We start from the raw sequence: 16,032 nt of genomic DNA, 5'->3' as shown, positions 1-16,032 counted from the left end.
CTTATTGCTTGCGGTTGGCCTGGGTTTCGGCAACGCGCAACTGCGCCGACAGCTTGTCCAGCACGCCGTTGACGTACTTGTAGCCGTCCGCGCCACCAAACGTCTTGGCGAGTTCGACGGCCTCGTTGATCACAACCCGGTACGGAATATCGACGTGATTCTTCAGCTCATACGCTGCGACGAGCAGCACCGCGCGCTCGACCGGCGAGAGCTGATCGATGGGGCGGTCTAGGCACGGCGTGAGGTCGGCCGACAGCGCTTCCGAGTCGCGGATCACGCCGTGCAGCAGCGCGTTCAGATGCTCGAGATCGGCCTTGTCGAATCCTTGCGCGCCGCGCAGCTGCGCGTCGATCTCGCCGCCGGGCGCGCCCGACAGCAGCCACTGATACAGCCCCTGCGTGGCCAGTTCGCGGGAACGTCGGCGAGCGCTCTTCATGCCTGTGCCTCTTCGTCGTCCTCGTCTTCTTCCTCGTCGTCATCGTCGCCGCCGAGTTGTTCGAGCGCGACCGCGAGATTCGCCATTTCGACGGCCACGCGTGCAGCGTCGCGACCCTTTTCGGTCATGCGTGCGACCGCCTGCTCGTCGGTTTCGGTCGTCAGCACGGCGTTCGCCACCGGAATGCCGAAGTCGAGGCCGACGCGCGTGATGCCGGCGCCGCTTTCGTTCGACACCAGTTCGAAGTGGTATGTCTCGCCGCGAATCACCGCGCCGAGCGCGATCAGTGCGTCGAATTGCGCGCTTTCAGCGAGCTTTTGCAGCGCCAGCGGGATTTCAAGTGCGCCGGGCACCGTGACGAGCAGTACGTCTTCGCCGGTAACGCCAAGGCGTTCGAGTTCTTCGATGCATGCATCCGCGAGGCCATTGCAGACGGGCTCGTTAAAGCGCGCCTGGACGATGCCGATACGCAGTCCGTCGCCGTCGAGGTTCGGTTGGTATTGTCCGATTTCCATAGTGAGTCCGTAGTGTGTTTGAGTGAGCGCCAGGGCGCGTGAATGGTCGGATCAGGCTTGCGTTGCGAGTGCCGGTCAGGGCGTCTGCGGCGCCTGGGAAGGGCAGCCCGGCATCGGCACGAAGCCTGTGACTTCGAGACCGTAGCCCGACATGCTGCCCAGCTTGCGCGGGTTCGACAGCACCTGCATCTTGCCGACACCGAGCTCGCGCAAAATCTGCGCGCCGATGCCGTAGGTTTTGAAGTCGACCGGACGGCGCTTGAGCGCATCGGCCTTGTCCTTCGAATCGAACGCCTTGAAGACATCGATCAGATGATCTTTTGAGTCGCCGCAGTTCAGCAGCACGACCACGCCGAGATCACGTTGGGCGATCTCTTTCATCGCGGCGTCGAGCGTCCACGAGTGGGTCGACGCGCCGACTTCGAGCAGATCCAGCACCGATAGCGGCTCGTGCACCCGCACCGGCGTTTCCTGGTCCGGCGTGGGCTTGCCGCGCACCAGCGCGATATGCGGCTGGCCGCTCGGCTGGTCGAGGTACATCACCGCACGGAACGGGCCGTGCGCGGTCTGCATGGTGCGCTCGCAGATACGCTCGACGATCGATTCCGTGCGGCTGCGGTAATGGATCAGATCGGCGATCGTGCCGATTTTCAGCTTGTGTTCGTCGGCGAACGCGATCAGGTCCGGCAGGCGCGCCATCGTGCCATCGTCCTTGATGATCTCGCAGATCACCGCGGCGGGCGTCAGCCCCGCGAGCGCCGTGAAATCGCAGCCGGCCTCGGTATGGCCGGCGCGCACCAGCACGCCGCCGGGCTGGGCCATGATCGGAAATACGTGACCAGGCTGAACGATATGCTCGGGCCGTGCGTCGTGCGCGACGGCGGCGAGGATCGTGCGGGCCCGGTCGGCCGCCGAAATGCCCGTGGTGACGCCTTCAGCCGCTTCGATGCTGACCGTGAAGGCCGTGCCGTACTGGGTGCCGTTGCGGTATGTCATCAGCGGCAGGTTCAGCTGCTTGCAGCGCTCCTGCGTCAGCGTCAGGCAGACGAGGCCGCGGCCGTAGCGGGCCATGAAGTTGATCGCTTCCGGCGTGACGAATTCGGCCGCAATCACGAGGTCGCCCTCGTTTTCGCGGTCTTCTTCGTCGACGAGTATCACCATCCGGCCGGCTTTCAGTTCGGCGATGATCTCAAGGGTGGAGGCGAGCGTCATGGTGGCGAGAATTTCGGGAAAGCGCGTATTTTACGCCACGCGCGGGTCCGCGTCGTTGCGGCGAATGGGATAGTCCGTTTGGCGGGTGGCGGCACGGGCTGAAAGGTGCTGTAAAGCGGCGAGCCTGGTCGGGCCATTGCCCGCGCCGTCTTAGGTAGACTGTGGTCTTACCTGGTCACAAGTCGAATCAACATGTCATTTTTCGGAATTGGTATTCACGTCATCATTGCGCTGTTTTTTGCTGTGCATGTGGTGCGCACTAACCAGAATATGTATTGGCTGTTGCTGCTGTTCGCCTTCCCGCTGCTCGGCAGCCTGGTGTATCTCTTTGCAATCTATCTGCCAAGTCTGCGCCAGTCGCGCAGCGGCCGGGCCGCTACGCGCGCCATTTCGCAACTGGTGGATCCCAATCGCGCGGTGCGCGAGGCGCGCGATAACTTCGATCGTGCGCCTACCGTCGAGCATCGGATGCGGCTTGGTGCGGCGTTGCTGGAGGCCGGGCAGCCCGGCGAAGCACTGCAGCACTATCAGGCTGCGGCGAGCGGTCCGTTTGCCACGGATCCCGCGCTGTTATTGGGCATGGCAAAAGCGCAATTCTCAGTTGGCCAGCATGCGGCGGCGGACGCCAGCCTCGCGCGGCTGTTCGAAGCCAATCCGCAGGCGCGTCAGCAGCCCGAGCCGGCCTTGCTCTATGCGCGGACCCTCGCTGCGCTCGATGCACCCGGCACGCGCGCCGCGTTCGAGCAATCGCTGGCCTGTGCCAGCGATGCGGCGCCGCGATGTCTGTTTGCCGACTGGCTGGTAAAGCAAGGCGATCAGGCGGATCGTCAACGGGCCATGAGCCTGTACGCAGATATTGCGCAGGACGCAAGGCACTGGCCGAGGCATGCGAAGGAGCACAACCGCGAATGGTTGCAGCGCGCCCAGGCCGCGTTGGCTGCGGCGCCCTCGCGGTGATGACGAGAGGGCGCCGGCTAGCAGGATCAGCTGGGGACAAAAAATAAATGGACACCGTCGTGGCAAGGTCGCCAAGGGTGTCCATGTCCAGGTACTGACAAAGCCAGGCCTGGTATCAGCTTGTTCAGACTGACCGGCCGCCAGAGAGCGGCCGGATCACCCGCTTAGAACTTGTGGGTGATGCCGAAGATACCGGCGAGCTGGTGCTTGTCGGCCGAGTAGGCGCTGCCGTTCAGGTCGGCAACGGCTGCCTTGCCTGTCGAGTCGACACCCGAAGCCGTTTCGTAGAAGCCGATTGCATACAGCGACGTGCGCTTCGACAGCGAGTAGATTGCGCCCAGGTTGAACTGGTTGTACTTCGCGCTGCCCACGTTGTCCGCGCCGCCGTTGTGCGTGTAGATATAGGCGCCTGCCAGCAGCAGAGCCGGGTTCACCTGGTACTTCAGGTTGATTTCACCCGAGTTGAACGTTGCCGTGCCGCCCTCGTACTTCGGAGCGGGAGTGATCTGACCGACGGCCGTGACCGAACCCAGGTTCTGGAATTGCGTGTTCGAGTACAGCAGGCCGATAGTTGCCGGTCCGAGTGCGTACGAACCGCCCGCCACGATGATCTGCTGCGAACCCGCCGAAGCGTAGCCGCCGAAGATCTTGTTGTTCATGTTGTCGTTTGCGCTCGACGAAACCGCAGTCGACGGTGTCGACGAATTGCCCTGGTTGCCGAAGAACGAGTAGTACGGATCCTTCACGAACGTATAGCCTGCGCCGAGGCTGATCGGGCCATTCGAGTAAGCGATCGACGCGTCCCAGATCGAGTTCTGCGAGAAGTTGCCTGCCACACCGCCCAGGCTGTACAGCAAGCCCACTTGCAGACCGTTGTAATTCGGGCTTTCGTACTTGAGCGAGTTCTGGATGCGGTTCGACGTATCGACGTTGTCGACGTCGCTTGCGCGCGTGCCGTAGCCGAGGCCCGAAGCGGCCCAGTCGGCGCCCGACGCGAAGCTGGCGGTGTAGTCATTGCTGACCGAGTACTGACGGCCGGCCGTCAACGTACCGAACTGTTTGCTGCTCAAACCGACGAATGCTTTACGGCCGAATTCCAGGCCACCTTGGGACAGTGCGCCCGTGCCCGTGGTGTAGCCGTTTTCCAGGTCGAAGATCGCCGACAGACCGCCACCCAGGTCTTCTGTGCCTTTCAGGCCCCAGCGCGACGAGGTTGCTTGCGAGAGTGCGTACTCGTGCAAGCCTTTGACGTTGTTGTTGATGAGGATACCTGTGTCGACGATGCCGTACAGGGTCACGCTGCTTTGTGCGTGTGCAGCGCCGGCAAATGCGCCGAGCGCCAGAAGAGCCACCGAGGTCTTTTTCATTTTCATCTGTCTTTCACGTGTTGTTAGAGGATGGATCTATCGCTCGCATAACGAACGTGATCCATTCGTGTCGGTCACCCGATGCGCGTATCACAAGTCATACGCTGTGAGATTCGCACTCCGATCAACCTGTCGAGAGCAAGAACGAACCTTGTAGAGCGGTTCTCGCCGGTCCCGCCGGGCTCGCGGGACACGCATGCTTTCAGGCCCGAGTGATGCTGACGTCGCCAGATTAAAGTTCGGTGAAAGCAGTTCAAACCCGATTGTTTCGCGTTGCAAAACCAACGCGATGTCTCATTCTTGCAACGCTTGCAACAAAATCGGCGTCGTGTCGCGGCGTGGTAAGCGCGATGAAAGGCGTAGGGCCGCATGCAGCGACCCGCGGCATGAGCGCCTGGATGAGGGCTGATTCGTAGTCGTTGCGAGCGCAACGAAATCAGAAGCGCTGGTTTATACGGCCCGCGCGAGAGGCTTATCCGGTTCCGCCAGACGGATGTCCACCGGACCGATGCCGCAGATGGCGATGGTCGCCGGCCCTGCTTCGCCGCGTGGGACACCGTCGTAATGCCAGGTGCGGGCAATGCGCCGCACGAAGGTGCCGGCTGGCACCGGGACTGTATGTGCGGGATCGAAGTCCGCACCGCTGTTGATCCACCAGGTGCCGGACAACACCACGCAGAGACGATCCGAGGCGTAGCTGTGCGGCGCGCTCATGTAGCCAGGGTGCCAGCGTAACAGCGCGTAATAGATGCCTTGCTTCGACGGATTGCTGTAGAGGAACGCGCTCTCGACGCTCTGCGGTGGAGCGCCGTCCTGCGGGGTGAATTTGATATCGCCGGGCAGCGTGTACAGGGTCTGGTTGGTATCGATCGGACTGGCTTCGGCTCCTCCGGTCAATAGCAACGGGGCGATTCCTCCCAGCATTGCTAATAGTTCGCGTCGGCTCATGTTGTTTCCCGCCATCGAGACTCTCCTTGTTGTTCAGGGGTGCCCGTCGTGCCACGTCGCGCGTTGAATCACGGCAGGGCGAAGAACACTATAGGACAGGCTGAAAAGGACAAGAGAGTGGCTTGGCCTGATTCCATTGCTGCCATACCATTCATAGTTATACGACGACATACAACAAAAAATGAGATTGGCCTGAGTTCTTTGTTTGCCAGGGAATTGCCTACATAGAGATAAGCATATCCTTGGACGTGCCGTGTGATCTCCCTAGCAGAAAATTCCAGCAAGCTGAAACGTGGGTAAACACCGACTATCCACGCTTTACTTCGCGCTAAACGGTGAGATACGATGACCGACAAATTCAGGTGGTGGTTCACGTATTGACGGTTTGAGCGCGAGTAACGGCCCGGAAGCCCGGTTGCGCATGCCAACACGCGTGACGCAGCTGTACTCGTACGTGGTCGGCGCGTTCCAGATTGGCTACACGATCATGCAACCGGTTTGCGACCTGGTGGTCGTGTCGGCGGTTTTGCGCACCAGATGATTTCGGCTCTCGTCAGCACACTGAGTCCATACGAGCACTGATCGGAAACAGACTCGCATTGGCGTTGATTTTTCGATCTTGCAGAAAAGAAAAAATAATCAGGTTAACGAAATAGTAATGGCATTCAACCGGAGATCTTGAGATGAGTATCAAACGAGCAGCGCTTTACCGAGGCATGGTGACAGGACTTTGTGCGGCAGTCTCGTCGGGGGTTCCGTTGGTCGCACAGGCCCAGAGCAGCGTGACGTTGTATGGCGCTATCGATAATGCGATTGCCTACAGCAGCAACCAGAAGGGCAACCACAACATCTACCTGACCCAGGGCGCCCTGAACGCGAGTAAATTCGGCTTCCTCGGTTCGGAAGATCTGGGTGGCGGCCTGTCGACGATCTTCCGGCTCGAAGCCGGCTATAACTCGTTGACGGGTGCCTCCGGCTCGTCAGGCTACATATTCAACCGCCAGGCCTACGTGGGTTTTAACGATCAGCAGTACGGCACGCTGACCGTAGGTCGCCAGTACACTCCGTACTTCAACTTCGTGGGTGCGCTAGGTCCGACGGGTTATCTGACGGGGGCGACCGGCGCACATCCGGGCGACCTCGACGCACTCGACACCACCTTGCGCTTCAACAATTCCCTGACCTACACGTCGCCGCTGATCAGCGGTCTGCAAGGCAGTGTGCAGTACGGTCTGGGCGGTGTGGCGGGCGATTTCACGGAAGGCAATACGCTGAGCGCGGCGCTCAAATACGAGATGGGCGGTTTCAGGGCCGCGGTGGGCTACATCCGGCTGAACGATCTCTCCACCAGCACGGCGCTGGGTACCGTCGCCGACAACTCGCCTGTCAACGTTGCGTACGCAAGCGCCGAAAGCAACCAGATGCTAGCCGCGGCGGCCACGTACAAGTTCGGTGGTGCGATGGTCGGGTTGAACTACTCGAATGTGGTGTATCGCCCGGGTACCGTGTCGGCTTTCAAGCAGACGGCCGTGTTCAACACCTACGGCGCGATCGCAACCTACCAGCTGACGCCAGCAATCGCCCTGGCAGGCGGGTACAGCTACACGCGGGCGAGCGAATCGAACGGCATCTCGGATTCGGCGCGCTATAACCAGGTCTCGTTCGAACAGACCTATTCGTTCTCGAAGCGGACCTGCATCTACTTCCTCGAGGCTTATCAGCACGCCAGCGGGGACGCGCTGGCGTCGAACGGCACTTCGATTGTCAGCGCGGTGGCAGTGGTCGGCGATTCGCAAAACACCACGCCTTCGTCGGGACCCACGCAGTTTGTCGGGACTATCGGCCTGCGTCATTTCTTCTGATTGGAATTTGAGGAAGTGCGCATGAAGTGACCGGATCGGCGCCATCTGTCTGTGCTCCCTATCCGGGACTCACGTAGGTATCGCCGACCATCAGGTGCACGATCTCATCGCCATTGGTCTGCCCGACCTGACGCTCGCCGGCCACTTCGCCACGCCGCAGCACGACGATGCGATCCGCGATTGCAAAGATATCGTGCAGATTGTGCGAGATCAGGATCACGGACACGCCTTGCGTCTTCAGCGTCGCAATCAGTTCCATGACCTTGCGCTGCTCGGGCACGCCGAGCGCGGCGGTGGGCTCATCCATGATAAGCACGCGGGCGTTCCAGTAAATGGCCCGGCCTATTGCAATGGCCTGGCGCTGGCCGCCGGAGAGCATCTTCACAGGACCGCCGAGCTTGCGTTCGGGAATCACGATGTCGAGGCGCTCCAGCACCTCGCGCGCGACCTGCGCCATGCGAGGGCGGTCGATCACGTGGAAGCCGAGTTGCCTGCGTGTCGGTTCGCGTCCAAGGAAGATATTGCTGCCCACGTCGAGGTTGTCCGCGAGCGCGAGATCCTGATAGATCGTCTCGATCCCTTGGGCGCGCGCGTCTTGCGGATCACGCAATTGCAACGGCGCGCCGTCGAACAGCAGCTCGCCCTGATCGGCCCGGTACACGCCCGAGATGATCTTGATCAAAGTCGACTTGCCCGCGCCGTTGTCGCCGGCAAGCGCCAGCACTTCGCCCGGCATCAGCTGCAGCGACACGTTCCTGAGCGCCTCGACACCACCAAAGCGAATCGAGATGTCGCGTACCTCAAGGATGGGCGTGCTCATTGCGCACCTCCGAGACGGTCCTTGTACTGATCGATCAGCACCGACAGGATGATGACGATGCCCACCACGATGAATTGCCAGAACGCGTTGACGTCGATAAACACCAGGCCGAACTGGATCACCGCGATGATCAGCGCACCGATCAGCGTCCCGACAACATTGCCCGTCCCACCGAACAGGCTCGCGCCACCGATCACCACTGCAGCGATCGAATCGAGCAACATAGGCTCGCCGGCGTTGGCTGCGCCTGCAGCAAAACGCGCCGTATAGATGATCCCACCGACCGCGGCGAACGCTGCGGCGATCACATACACCACGAGCAGATGACGTTTGACATTGATCCCCGCCCGCACCGCGGACTGCGGATTGCCACCGATCGCGTACGTATACTGGCCGAAGCGCGTTTTCGAGAGCAGCAGATGCATGATGACCAGCAACACGGCAGTGAGCAACACCGGCGTCCAGCCGGCGCCGAGCCAGACGAGGCCGGGGTTGTCCACCGAGACCGTCATGCCGCTGCCGGCAGCGAGAAAGCCTGCGCCGCGCGCCACGCCGTACATGCCGAGCGTGCCGATAAAAGCCGGCACGCGCAGCCACGCAATCAGCACACCGTTGACGAGACCTGGAATCAGGCAGACCACAACGGTGAGCGGGATAGACAGGAGCAGGATCCATGGCGAGCCGTTGCCGAACAACGTGAACTGTGCGACGCAGACGGCCGCGAGTCCCATCACGAAGCCCGCGGACAGATCGATGCCGGCTGTGATGATCACGAAGGTCTGGCCAATGGCCAGAAGCAGCGGGGCAGCGGCGGCGAGACCGATCGATTGCAGGTTGTAGGCGTTCAACACAAACGACCGATGTGCCGACACCTGCGCATACACCTCGAAAAAGACGAGCAAGGCGGCGAGGAACAGCCACGGCCATAGCTTGGTAATCAGCGCGATCCGGTCGAGACGCGAGTTATCCATGAAGTGATCCGCTTTATCAGGAACAATGCCAGGAGCAAAAACCCGCATGCGCTGCAGCGCACGCGGGACGATCTACGACTCCAGCCGGCCTGCTTTGGCTAGTTCGAATAGATGTATTGCTGCATGTCGGGCTGGTCGATATTGTTCTTGTCGAGAACTTCGAAACCCGTGCTCTTGAGGGTGGGGATTTTCTTACCGTGAATCACGTCGGCGGCGAACTTGACGCCGTAGTAGCCGATCTCGTCCGGGCGCTGGGCAATCGCGATGTCGACGAGTCCGCTCTTGATCTGCTTGTCGATGCCCGGAACTGCGTCGAATACGACGACTTTCACCACGCCTTGCTTGCCGGCTGCCTTGACGCCTTGGGCCGCACCGCTGCCCGAGAAGGTGTTGGCGCCGAACACGCCGGCCAGACCCGGATTGCGCGCCAGAACCGCGGCGACGTGAGCCGCCGCCTGGTTGGCGTCGTCTTCGTTATAAAGGGTCTGCAGCACGGTGATATTCGGGTGCTTCTTCATCTCGTCCGCGAAACCTTCAGCACGCGCGTCGGTGCTTGAAATACCCGGCTTGTTGTTTTCGCAATAGACCGTGCCCTTGTCGCCGATTGCTTTGGCAAGTGCGCGCGCTGCCACACGGCCGCCTTCCAGATTGTCCGAAGCGATATAGGACAGCGGGAAATCCGCATCGCCCTTGCCGGTCTGGTAATGGCCATCGCCGATATAGGTGTCGACGGTAATCACCTTGATACCGGCGTCGGCGGCCTCTTTGAGCGGTCCGATCAGCTGTTGCTTGTCGACTGGGGAAATCAGCAGGACATCAGGATGCTTGGCGATAAATGCCTTGAGAATCGGTACTTGTTCACTGGTGTTCCATTCTTTGGGAACCTGAAACAGCAATTCGACGTTCTCTTCCTTGGCGGCCCGCTCGGCGCCGCGATGCATTGTGAAGTAGAACGGATCAACCACGCCGGGCAGGAGCGCCACCACTGGATGGGCAGCATCCGCGTGCGCCAGTCCCGACAGCGAACAAACGATGATCGTTGAGACGGCAACCATACAGCGGGAAACGAATCGCTTCATTTTGTCTTCCTCCAGTTTTTTTGAGTCCGACTTGCGACGCCCGAGTTCTTTTGACGCTCCATGGCGACGTTGATCGGCTGTTCGGCAGTATAGGCCTGGGGGATGCCCGTGGCCATGCGAATGACAATGTTGTTCGCGCGGAACCGGCATTGCAGGGCATGGGTCCGACGGGCACCCGGCGTCCGGCAGATGAGCCACGCAGCGCTCGCGGGCAAGGGGGGGCTGCCCCAGCGTCGGCGGCTTCGAGCAAGGAAGTGAAGAGGTTCTAACCGTTGATCGGTGGTTGCCTGCGCGCAGTCATTGTGTTGACTTCGCGCGGGCAAGCGCACCTTCCGCCTACGACTTCGAGTTTTCGTAAAGCGTGTCGCGCGGGAAGAACATGCGCGGTTCGAAAGCCGGCATGATCACCGTCGCGCCTCGTGCGGTGACGTTGACATTGCAGGTCTGGTCAATCTGCTTGCCGCGCCGGTAAATGAACGCGCCCGGGCCGCCATCGCATTCGCTGGTGTGCTCCAGCAGGCGCAGTTCGCGTCCGTTCGAAATGGATCTCGTGATGACGAACCCGTCGGCATAAGCGGCGGTTACGCCAACCAGGGCGGCTATTCCGATTACGACTTTCGCAATCTTCATGATGGGATCTCCCGATTCGGCTGCGTGGCGCCGATGCCAATTTAACTATTTTAGACCGTCCCGCTTTCAAAATCCCACCTTCGATCCACGGCCGGGAGCCTTCAACGTCAGCGGCTGACGGACGTCCCGCAAGCGCTCGTTGTACGATATCGACCCAGAATCATGGGCAACGTCAGAGCGCTTTGCGCATGACGGCCCTGATCGCCAAGGCACCCACCGCTAACGAGGAGACAGTCGCATGGTACGTACGAGAAAGCTCACAGCAAGTCTGATTGGCACGATGCTGGTTGCGGCCGCATGCGCCGTCGGACTGGTTGCCTGCGCATCGGCTCCAGCCAATCGCGCCGCCGCGCTGTCCGGCCCGATGTCGATTGCGAAGCAGGGGAGCTTTTTCATCGGCGGACGTGACATGCATTCGGACACGCTTTCGACGCTGCCGAACTACGTGGCCTCGGGCACCGTCACCGTCGACCAGATGTATGTTCATTACCAGGTTCCCACGAGCGCCAAGCCGGTGTCGCTGACGCTAATACATGGCTGTTGCCTGACGGGCATGACATGGGAGACGACGCCGGACGGGCGGATGGGGTGGGAGGAGTATTTCGTCCGGAGCGGCTATCCGACGTATGTGATCGATCAGTCCGACCGCGGACGTTCGGCGACTGACATCAGCGCGATCAATGCCGTGCGCAGCGGCAAGGCGCCGACTTCCCAACTGCCGAACGTGTTCGCGGCGTCGCACGAATCGGCGTGGGCCATCTTCCGTTTCGGACCGAAATATCCGGAGACCTTCCCCGGCGAGCAGTTTCCCGTCGATGCGCAAGCGGCCCTCTGGCAGCAGATGGTGCCTGACTGGAGCCCGTCGGTGGGCATGCCCAATCCGACCGTTCCGGCGCTTTCGCAACTGGCGATCCAGCTCCGTCATACGGTGCTGATCAGTCACTCGCAGGCTGGCATTTACCCGTTCCAGACGGCGGCTATCAGTACGCAGGGTATTGCTGGCATCGTGTCCATCGAACCTGGCGAATGCCCGTCTGCGACCGGCGATCTCGCGCCGTACACCCGGCTGCCCATCCTCGTGCTGTTTGGTGACTATGTCGACCTGTCTCCTCGCTGGGCTCCGCGGCTCAAAAGCTGCCAGGCTTTCGTCGATGCGGTGGACCGTGCCGGCGGCCGCGCGCAGCTCGTGCTGTTGCCGAACGAAGGCATTCACGGCAATACGCACATGATGATGCAGGACCGGAACAACCTTGATGTGGCGGACTGGATCCTCAAGTGGATCGATACGCATGTGAGTGCGGCGGGGGCGTAAAGGGACGGGGACCGGGTCTTCGACGCTATTTTTTTAGGCGGCATATGCTGCGTCAATCGACTTCCACCTCAAGGAGTATCGCGATGACGCAATCCCTACACAGCCCGGCATCCCGTGAAGCGTTGACCGACACGATCATGGACGCGAAGCTGCGCAAAAACCTGACGTTCGAGCAGATCAACGAAGGCACCGGCCTCAGCCTCGCATTCGTTACCGCGGCGCTGCTCGGCCAGCATCCGCTGCCGGCCGATGCGGCCAAGGTGGTGGTCGACAAGCTCGAGCTCGGCGAGGACGCGCTGCGTCTGCTGCAGGCCATTCCCGTGCGCGGCAGCATTCCGGGCGGCGTGCCGACCGATCCGACCATCTACCGCTTCTACGAGATCGTGCAGGTATATGGTTCGACGTTAAAGGCGCTGGTCCATGAAAAACTCGGCGACGGGATCATTAGCGCGATTAACTTCAAGCTGGACTTTCAGGTAATCGACGATCCTGAAGGCGGTAAGCGCGCCGTCATCACGCTGGACGGTAAATATCTGCCGACCAAGCCGTTCTGAGGATTGCGGTAGCCGTCTCAGCCAGACGGCTTTCCTCGTATTTATCGGGAGTGCGCGTTGCGCCGCAATGCCACGTACTCCCCGGAATTCAGCCGTTTCGACCGAGTATGATACAAATGAGGGTTACGGGCGGTCAGGCACCGCTGATCCTTTCACGTCGCCCAGCATTCTCTCTAACTCGATTTAACGGTTTTTCCACATGAGCACAATCCTTGAAAGTCTTCCGACCGGCCAGAAAGTTGGCATCGCGTTCTCCGGCGGACTCGACACGAGTGCCGCGTTGCACTGGATGCGGATCAAAGGCGCCGTCCCATACGCGTACACGGCTAACCTCGGCCAGCCCGACGAAGACGACTACGATTCGATCCCGCGTCGCGCGATCCAGTACGGCGCAGAAGGGGCGCGGCTCATAGACTGCCGGGCTCAACTGGTCGCCGAAGGAATCGCCGCGCTGCAAGCCGGCGCGTTCCATATCTCGACCGCCGGCGTGACCTACTTCAACACGACGCCGATTGGCCGGGCTGTAACCGGCACGATGCTGGTCGCCGCGATGAAGGAAGACGGCGTCAACATCTGGGGCGACGGCAGCACCTATAAGGGTAACGACATCGAGCGGTTCTACCGCTACGGTCTGCTCGTCAATCCGGACCTGAAGATCTACAAGCCGTGGCTCGACCAGGCGTTCATCGACGAACTCGGCGGCCGCGCGGAAATGTCCGAGTTCATGCGCCAGTCGGGCTTCGAATACAAGATGTCGGCGGAAAAGGCGTATTCCACCGACTCGAACCTGCTCGGTGCGACGCACGAAGCGAAAGATCTCGAGAGCCTCGAAAGCGGCATCAAGATCGTCAATCCGATCATGGGCGTCGCATTCTGGCGCGATGACGTGCAGATCGCGAAAGAAGAAATCACGATCCGCTTCGAAGAAGGACGTCCGGTCGCGCTTAACGGCGTTCAGTACACGGATGCAGTCGAATTGCTGCTGGAGGCGAATCGCATTGGCGGCCGTCACGGTCTCGGCATGAGCGACCAGATCGAGAACCGGATCATCGAGGCGAAGAGCCGCGGGATCTACGAAGCGCCGGGACTCGCGCTGCTGTATATCGCGTACGAGCGTCTCGTTACGGGCATCCACAACGAAGACACCATCGAACAGTACCGCGAGAACGGCCGGCGTCTCGGGCGCCTGCTGTATCAGGGCCGCTGGTTCGACCCGCAGGCGATCATGTTGCGCGAAACGGCGCAGCGCTGGGTGGCACGCGCGATCACCGGCGAAGTCACGATCGAACTGCGCCGTGGTAACGACTACTCGATCCTGAGCACGAAGTCGCCGAACCTGACGTACCAGCCGGAGCGGCTTTCGATGGAGAAGGTTGAATCGACCTTCTCGCCGCGCGACCGGATCGGTCAACTGACGATGCGTAATCTCGACATCACGGATACGCGTGCGAAGCTGCTTATCTATTCGGACGTGGGGCTGCTTACGCCGGGTGAGGCGTTGGCGCTTCCGCAACTGAAGGACGATAAAGAGTAAGGCGGTATTGATCGCGGTCGGCCGGATGAGGATCCTCCTTCGTTCGGCCGTCTTTTGTGATTGGCAGGGCGCGACGAGTGTTACGCATCGCGCCTAGCGAGGCCTTCAGGCTTGCAAGCCATCCAGAAGAGGTTGCAACAACACCTCAGCCGGGCGCCAACGCTGCAATGACGATCTGAAAAGCGGTTCGCGAACCTGCCGCGCACTCATGGTCAGGACCTGACGCCTCGTTTGATGAAACGCCATGCAGCGTTCATCCCATTCGAGCCCGCAATGGGCAAGCATCCGCCGCACGTTGCGCTCGAAATCATTGACCAGATCCTCGTACTCCACTTCGAGCATGATGCCTTCGGGCAAGATGCTTCGCCAATGCGCCATCAGTTCCTCATAAGCGCGGTAATAGCGGCCAAGTTCACCCAGGTCGTAGGCAAACGGAATATCGCCGAACAGCTTCGAATAGATCGATAGACAGTTTTCCACCGGGTCTCTGTGGATATGGATAAACCTGGCATTCGGCAACGCCAGATGAATGAAGCCCAGGTAGATGAAGTTAAACAGGTATTTGTCGATGATCCGCTGATAGTCTTGAGGATTACTGATAACTGCCTGAATACGGTGCAGGTAGTCGTGGCCAATTGAAGTCAATGGTGTGGCTGCGATTGCGTGGAGTGCGTCGATGTCTATCTTGCTGCCAGGGTTCATCCGTGTCTTCAATGCTTTTTCGAAGTCGGGACGTTCGCCGACTCCGAACACCTGCGGATGGCTGGCCAGGATCTGTTCTATCAGCGTTGAGCCCGAGCGTGGCATGCCTACGATAAAGACCGGGGAGCGAGAGAGGGCGCCTGTGCCGCGATTGGCTTCCAGTAGCTCGGACGTTATCAGGCTCGGGATGCGTCTGAGCAGGTCGAGCGCGCGTTGTTCATCGTAGTCGATGCTGGCGCGATATATGGCATTGGCGCGCCGGAAGTGTTCGAACGATTCCTCATGGTTGCCGTTGTCGTCCAGCGCCTGTGCGAGTGCGAAGTGCAGGTGCATCTGGTTAGTTGGCGATAGCGGGTCAACGCTTTTTACCCGAGCGGCCATGGAGACAACGCATGGATCGGTGAGAGACAGGCGCTTGCTCTGAGTCAGAAGCCGGTAATACGAAAAATTCTCCGAGTCGAATGCGATGGCGCGTCGGAAATGCAGTTCCGCTCCGTCCATATCGCCCAACGACATGAGCGTTTTGCCGAGGTTGTTGTGTACCGCCGGAACGTCTGGCGCGAGTTCAAGTGCTTCGCGGACATGCTGCAGAGCCGCCTCTGGATCCCCCAGGTCATTCAGGACAGTCCCAAGATTGTTATGCGCCTCGGAATTGCCCGGATCAAGCTCAATTGCCTTGCGATAGTGGAGGGCAGCGTCCGATAGATTCCCGTCGAACTGAAGGGCCAGTGCCAGATGGTAGTGCAGCATGGCGAAATCCGGCTGCCGCGCCAGTCCTTCGCGCGCGGTTTGAGCCGCGGCTGTGAACGCCTTCATCGTCAACTGGACGATGCACAGGCTGTTGTAGAACGCCGGATTTGGGGAGACGTTGATTGCGTGCGATATCCACGCTTCTGCAGAGGCCTGCTCGTTCGCGTTGAAGGCGACCAGGCCGCGTAGATGCAACGCGTCGGCATGTGCAGGATTGACCGCGATCAGACGCTCAAGCAACTGCGCTGCGGTGTTCAGGTCGCCGGACTGGTACGCCCGTTGACCTTCCTTGAACCAGACTTCGCAATATTGCTGTATCGAAACGGAATCCATGTCGAAGGCGTCGTCATCGTTTCGGTGGTTGAGGGGAAACGGACGGCACG

Annotated in this window: 15 protein-coding genes; 5 read left to right on the top strand and 10 right to left on the bottom strand. The window is 60.5% G+C overall.

Annotated features, from left to right (window positions below; translation table 11 throughout):
* Nucleotide 1: 1 nt before the first annotated feature.
* The 3 genes from nusB to ribBA all read right to left on the bottom strand — a co-directional run bounded on the left by nusB (nucleotide 2) and on the right by ribBA (nucleotide 2,163).
* Nucleotides 2-436 carry a transcription antitermination factor NusB gene (gene nusB, locus P3T17_RS24895; RefSeq protein WP_074263595.1) on the bottom strand — a complete coding sequence of 145 codons (435 nt, stop codon included), beginning with the start codon at nucleotides 434-436 and terminating at the stop codon, nucleotides 2-4.
* Nucleotides 433-951: a 6,7-dimethyl-8-ribityllumazine synthase gene (ribH, locus tag P3T17_RS24890; protein ID WP_074263596.1), complete on the bottom strand. Its 519-nt coding sequence runs from the start codon at nucleotides 949-951 to the stop codon at nucleotides 433-435. Before ribH ends, nusB begins: the two co-directional genes overlap by 4 nt.
* A gap of 75 nt (nucleotides 952-1,026) precedes the next feature.
* Entirely contained in the window at nucleotides 1,027-2,163 is a 1,137-nt protein-coding gene (gene ribBA, locus P3T17_RS24885; RefSeq protein WP_429409236.1) for a bifunctional 3,4-dihydroxy-2-butanone-4-phosphate synthase/GTP cyclohydrolase II, read from the bottom strand.
* Between the two features lie 192 nt (nucleotides 2,164-2,355).
* Between ribBA and P3T17_RS24880 the strand changes: the two genes are divergently transcribed.
* Complete coding sequence (locus tag P3T17_RS24880) at nucleotides 2,356-3,120, top strand: tetratricopeptide repeat protein (RefSeq protein ID WP_074263598.1); 765 nt, start codon at nucleotides 2,356-2,358, stop codon at nucleotides 3,118-3,120.
* Between the two features lie 164 nt (nucleotides 3,121-3,284).
* Here P3T17_RS24880 and P3T17_RS24875 read toward each other — a convergent pair whose 3' ends face one another.
* Complete coding sequence (locus P3T17_RS24875) at nucleotides 3,285-4,493, bottom strand: porin (protein ID WP_429409235.1); 1,209 nt, start codon at nucleotides 4,491-4,493, stop codon at nucleotides 3,285-3,287.
* A 444-nt stretch (nucleotides 4,494-4,937) separates the two neighbouring features.
* Nucleotides 4,938-5,450 (bottom strand): cupin domain-containing protein, encoded by a 513-nt coding sequence (locus P3T17_RS24870; RefSeq protein ID WP_074263599.1) that lies wholly within the window; start codon nucleotides 5,448-5,450, stop codon nucleotides 4,938-4,940.
* Nucleotides 5,451-6,118: 668 nt separating this feature from the next.
* Here P3T17_RS24870 and P3T17_RS24865 point away from each other — a divergent pair.
* On the top strand, nucleotides 6,119-7,297 hold the full coding sequence (locus P3T17_RS24865) for a porin (protein ID WP_429409234.1): 1,179 nt from the start codon (nucleotides 6,119-6,121) through the stop codon (nucleotides 7,295-7,297).
* A gap of 58 nt (nucleotides 7,298-7,355) precedes the next feature.
* Here the strand turns inward: P3T17_RS24865 and P3T17_RS24860 are convergent, their stop codons facing one another.
* The 4 genes from P3T17_RS24860 to P3T17_RS24845 all read right to left on the bottom strand — a co-directional run bounded on the left by P3T17_RS24860 (nucleotide 7,356) and on the right by P3T17_RS24845 (nucleotide 10,797).
* On the bottom strand, nucleotides 7,356-8,117 hold the full coding sequence (locus P3T17_RS24860; RefSeq protein WP_074263601.1) for an ATP-binding cassette domain-containing protein: 762 nt from the start codon (nucleotides 8,115-8,117) through the stop codon (nucleotides 7,356-7,358).
* Complete coding sequence (locus P3T17_RS24855; RefSeq protein WP_083611355.1) at nucleotides 8,114-9,088, bottom strand: ABC transporter permease subunit; 975 nt, start codon at nucleotides 9,086-9,088, stop codon at nucleotides 8,114-8,116. The genes P3T17_RS24860 and P3T17_RS24855 overlap by 4 nt, the downstream gene beginning before the upstream one ends.
* A 98-nt stretch (nucleotides 9,089-9,186) precedes the next feature.
* Nucleotides 9,187-10,167, bottom strand: a complete 981-nt coding sequence (locus P3T17_RS24850; protein ID WP_074263603.1) for an ABC transporter substrate-binding protein — start codon at nucleotides 10,165-10,167, stop codon at nucleotides 9,187-9,189.
* A 336-nt stretch (nucleotides 10,168-10,503) separates the two neighbouring features.
* Entirely contained in the window at nucleotides 10,504-10,797 is a 294-nt protein-coding gene (locus tag P3T17_RS24845) for a hypothetical protein (protein ID WP_074263604.1), read from the bottom strand.
* Between the two features lie 238 nt (nucleotides 10,798-11,035).
* On the opposite strand from P3T17_RS24845, the gene P3T17_RS24840 reads away from it, so the two are divergent.
* The 3 genes from P3T17_RS24840 (at nucleotide 11,036) to argG (ending at nucleotide 14,197) form a co-directional block, all read left to right on the top strand.
* The gene (locus tag P3T17_RS24840) at nucleotides 11,036-12,109 is read left to right on the top strand and encodes an esterase (protein WP_429409233.1); all 1,074 of its coding nucleotides are present in this window, start codon (nucleotides 11,036-11,038) and stop codon (nucleotides 12,107-12,109) included.
* 83 nt (nucleotides 12,110-12,192) lie between these two features.
* Entirely contained in the window at nucleotides 12,193-12,663 is a 471-nt protein-coding gene (gene cynS / locus P3T17_RS24835) for a cyanase (RefSeq protein ID WP_074263606.1), read from the top strand.
* A 199-nt stretch (nucleotides 12,664-12,862) separates the two neighbouring features.
* Nucleotides 12,863-14,197, top strand: a complete 1,335-nt coding sequence (gene argG, locus P3T17_RS24830) for an argininosuccinate synthase (protein ID WP_074263607.1) — start codon at nucleotides 12,863-12,865, stop codon at nucleotides 14,195-14,197.
* A 105-nt stretch (nucleotides 14,198-14,302) separates the two neighbouring features.
* On the opposite strand, the gene P3T17_RS24825 is transcribed toward argG, so the two are convergent.
* The gene (locus P3T17_RS24825; RefSeq protein ID WP_429409232.1) at nucleotides 14,303-15,982 is read right to left on the bottom strand and encodes a tetratricopeptide repeat-containing sulfotransferase family protein; all 1,680 of its coding nucleotides are present in this window, start codon (nucleotides 15,980-15,982) and stop codon (nucleotides 14,303-14,305) included.
* Nucleotides 15,983-16,032: the final 50 nt, after the last annotated feature.

Source organism: Paraburkholderia sp. GAS82 (assembly GCF_050436285.1).
Classification (GTDB): domain Bacteria; phylum Pseudomonadota; class Gammaproteobacteria; order Burkholderiales; family Burkholderiaceae; genus Paraburkholderia; species Paraburkholderia phenazinium_B.
Note: the sequence above shows the minus strand (reverse complement) of the source record. Positions and strands in the feature narration are given on the sequence as shown.

What these genes read in the sequence shown, in the direction of transcription:
- P3T17_RS24825 (WP_429409232.1), bottom strand. Translation starts at nt 15,982, where the DNA reads ATGGATTCCGTTTCGATACAGCAATATTGCGAAGTCTGGTTCAAGGAA.
- P3T17_RS24850 (WP_074263603.1), bottom strand. Translation starts at nt 10,167, where the DNA reads ATGAAGCGATTCGTTTCCCGCTGTATGGTTGCCGTCTCAACGATCATC.
- argG (WP_074263607.1), top strand. Translation starts at nt 12,863, where the DNA reads ATGAGCACAATCCTTGAAAGTCTTCCGACCGGCCAGAAAGTTGGCATC.
- P3T17_RS24880 (WP_074263598.1), top strand. Translation starts at nt 2,356, where the DNA reads ATGTCATTTTTCGGAATTGGTATTCACGTCATCATTGCGCTGTTTTTT.
- P3T17_RS24865 (WP_429409234.1), top strand. Translation starts at nt 6,119, where the DNA reads ATGAGTATCAAACGAGCAGCGCTTTACCGAGGCATGGTGACAGGACTT.
- P3T17_RS24845 (WP_074263604.1), bottom strand. Translation starts at nt 10,797, where the DNA reads ATGAAGATTGCGAAAGTCGTAATCGGAATAGCCGCCCTGGTTGGCGTA.
- cynS (WP_074263606.1), top strand. Translation starts at nt 12,193, where the DNA reads ATGACGCAATCCCTACACAGCCCGGCATCCCGTGAAGCGTTGACCGAC.
- P3T17_RS24875 (WP_429409235.1), bottom strand. Translation starts at nt 4,493, where the DNA reads ATGAAAATGAAAAAGACCTCGGTGGCTCTTCTGGCGCTCGGCGCATTT.
- P3T17_RS24840 (WP_429409233.1), top strand. Translation starts at nt 11,036, where the DNA reads ATGGTACGTACGAGAAAGCTCACAGCAAGTCTGATTGGCACGATGCTG.
- P3T17_RS24860 (WP_074263601.1), bottom strand. Translation starts at nt 8,117, where the DNA reads ATGAGCACGCCCATCCTTGAGGTACGCGACATCTCGATTCGCTTTGGT.
- ribH (WP_074263596.1), bottom strand. Translation starts at nt 951, where the DNA reads ATGGAAATCGGACAATACCAACCGAACCTCGACGGCGACGGACTGCGT.
- nusB (WP_074263595.1), bottom strand. Translation starts at nt 436, where the DNA reads ATGAAGAGCGCTCGCCGACGTTCCCGCGAACTGGCCACGCAGGGGCTG.
- ribBA (WP_429409236.1), bottom strand. Translation starts at nt 2,163, where the DNA reads ATGACGCTCGCCTCCACCCTTGAGATCATCGCCGAACTGAAAGCCGGC.
- P3T17_RS24855 (WP_083611355.1), bottom strand. Translation starts at nt 9,088, where the DNA reads ATGGATAACTCGCGTCTCGACCGGATCGCGCTGATTACCAAGCTATGG.
- P3T17_RS24870 (WP_074263599.1), bottom strand. Translation starts at nt 5,450, where the DNA reads ATGGCGGGAAACAACATGAGCCGACGCGAACTATTAGCAATGCTGGGA.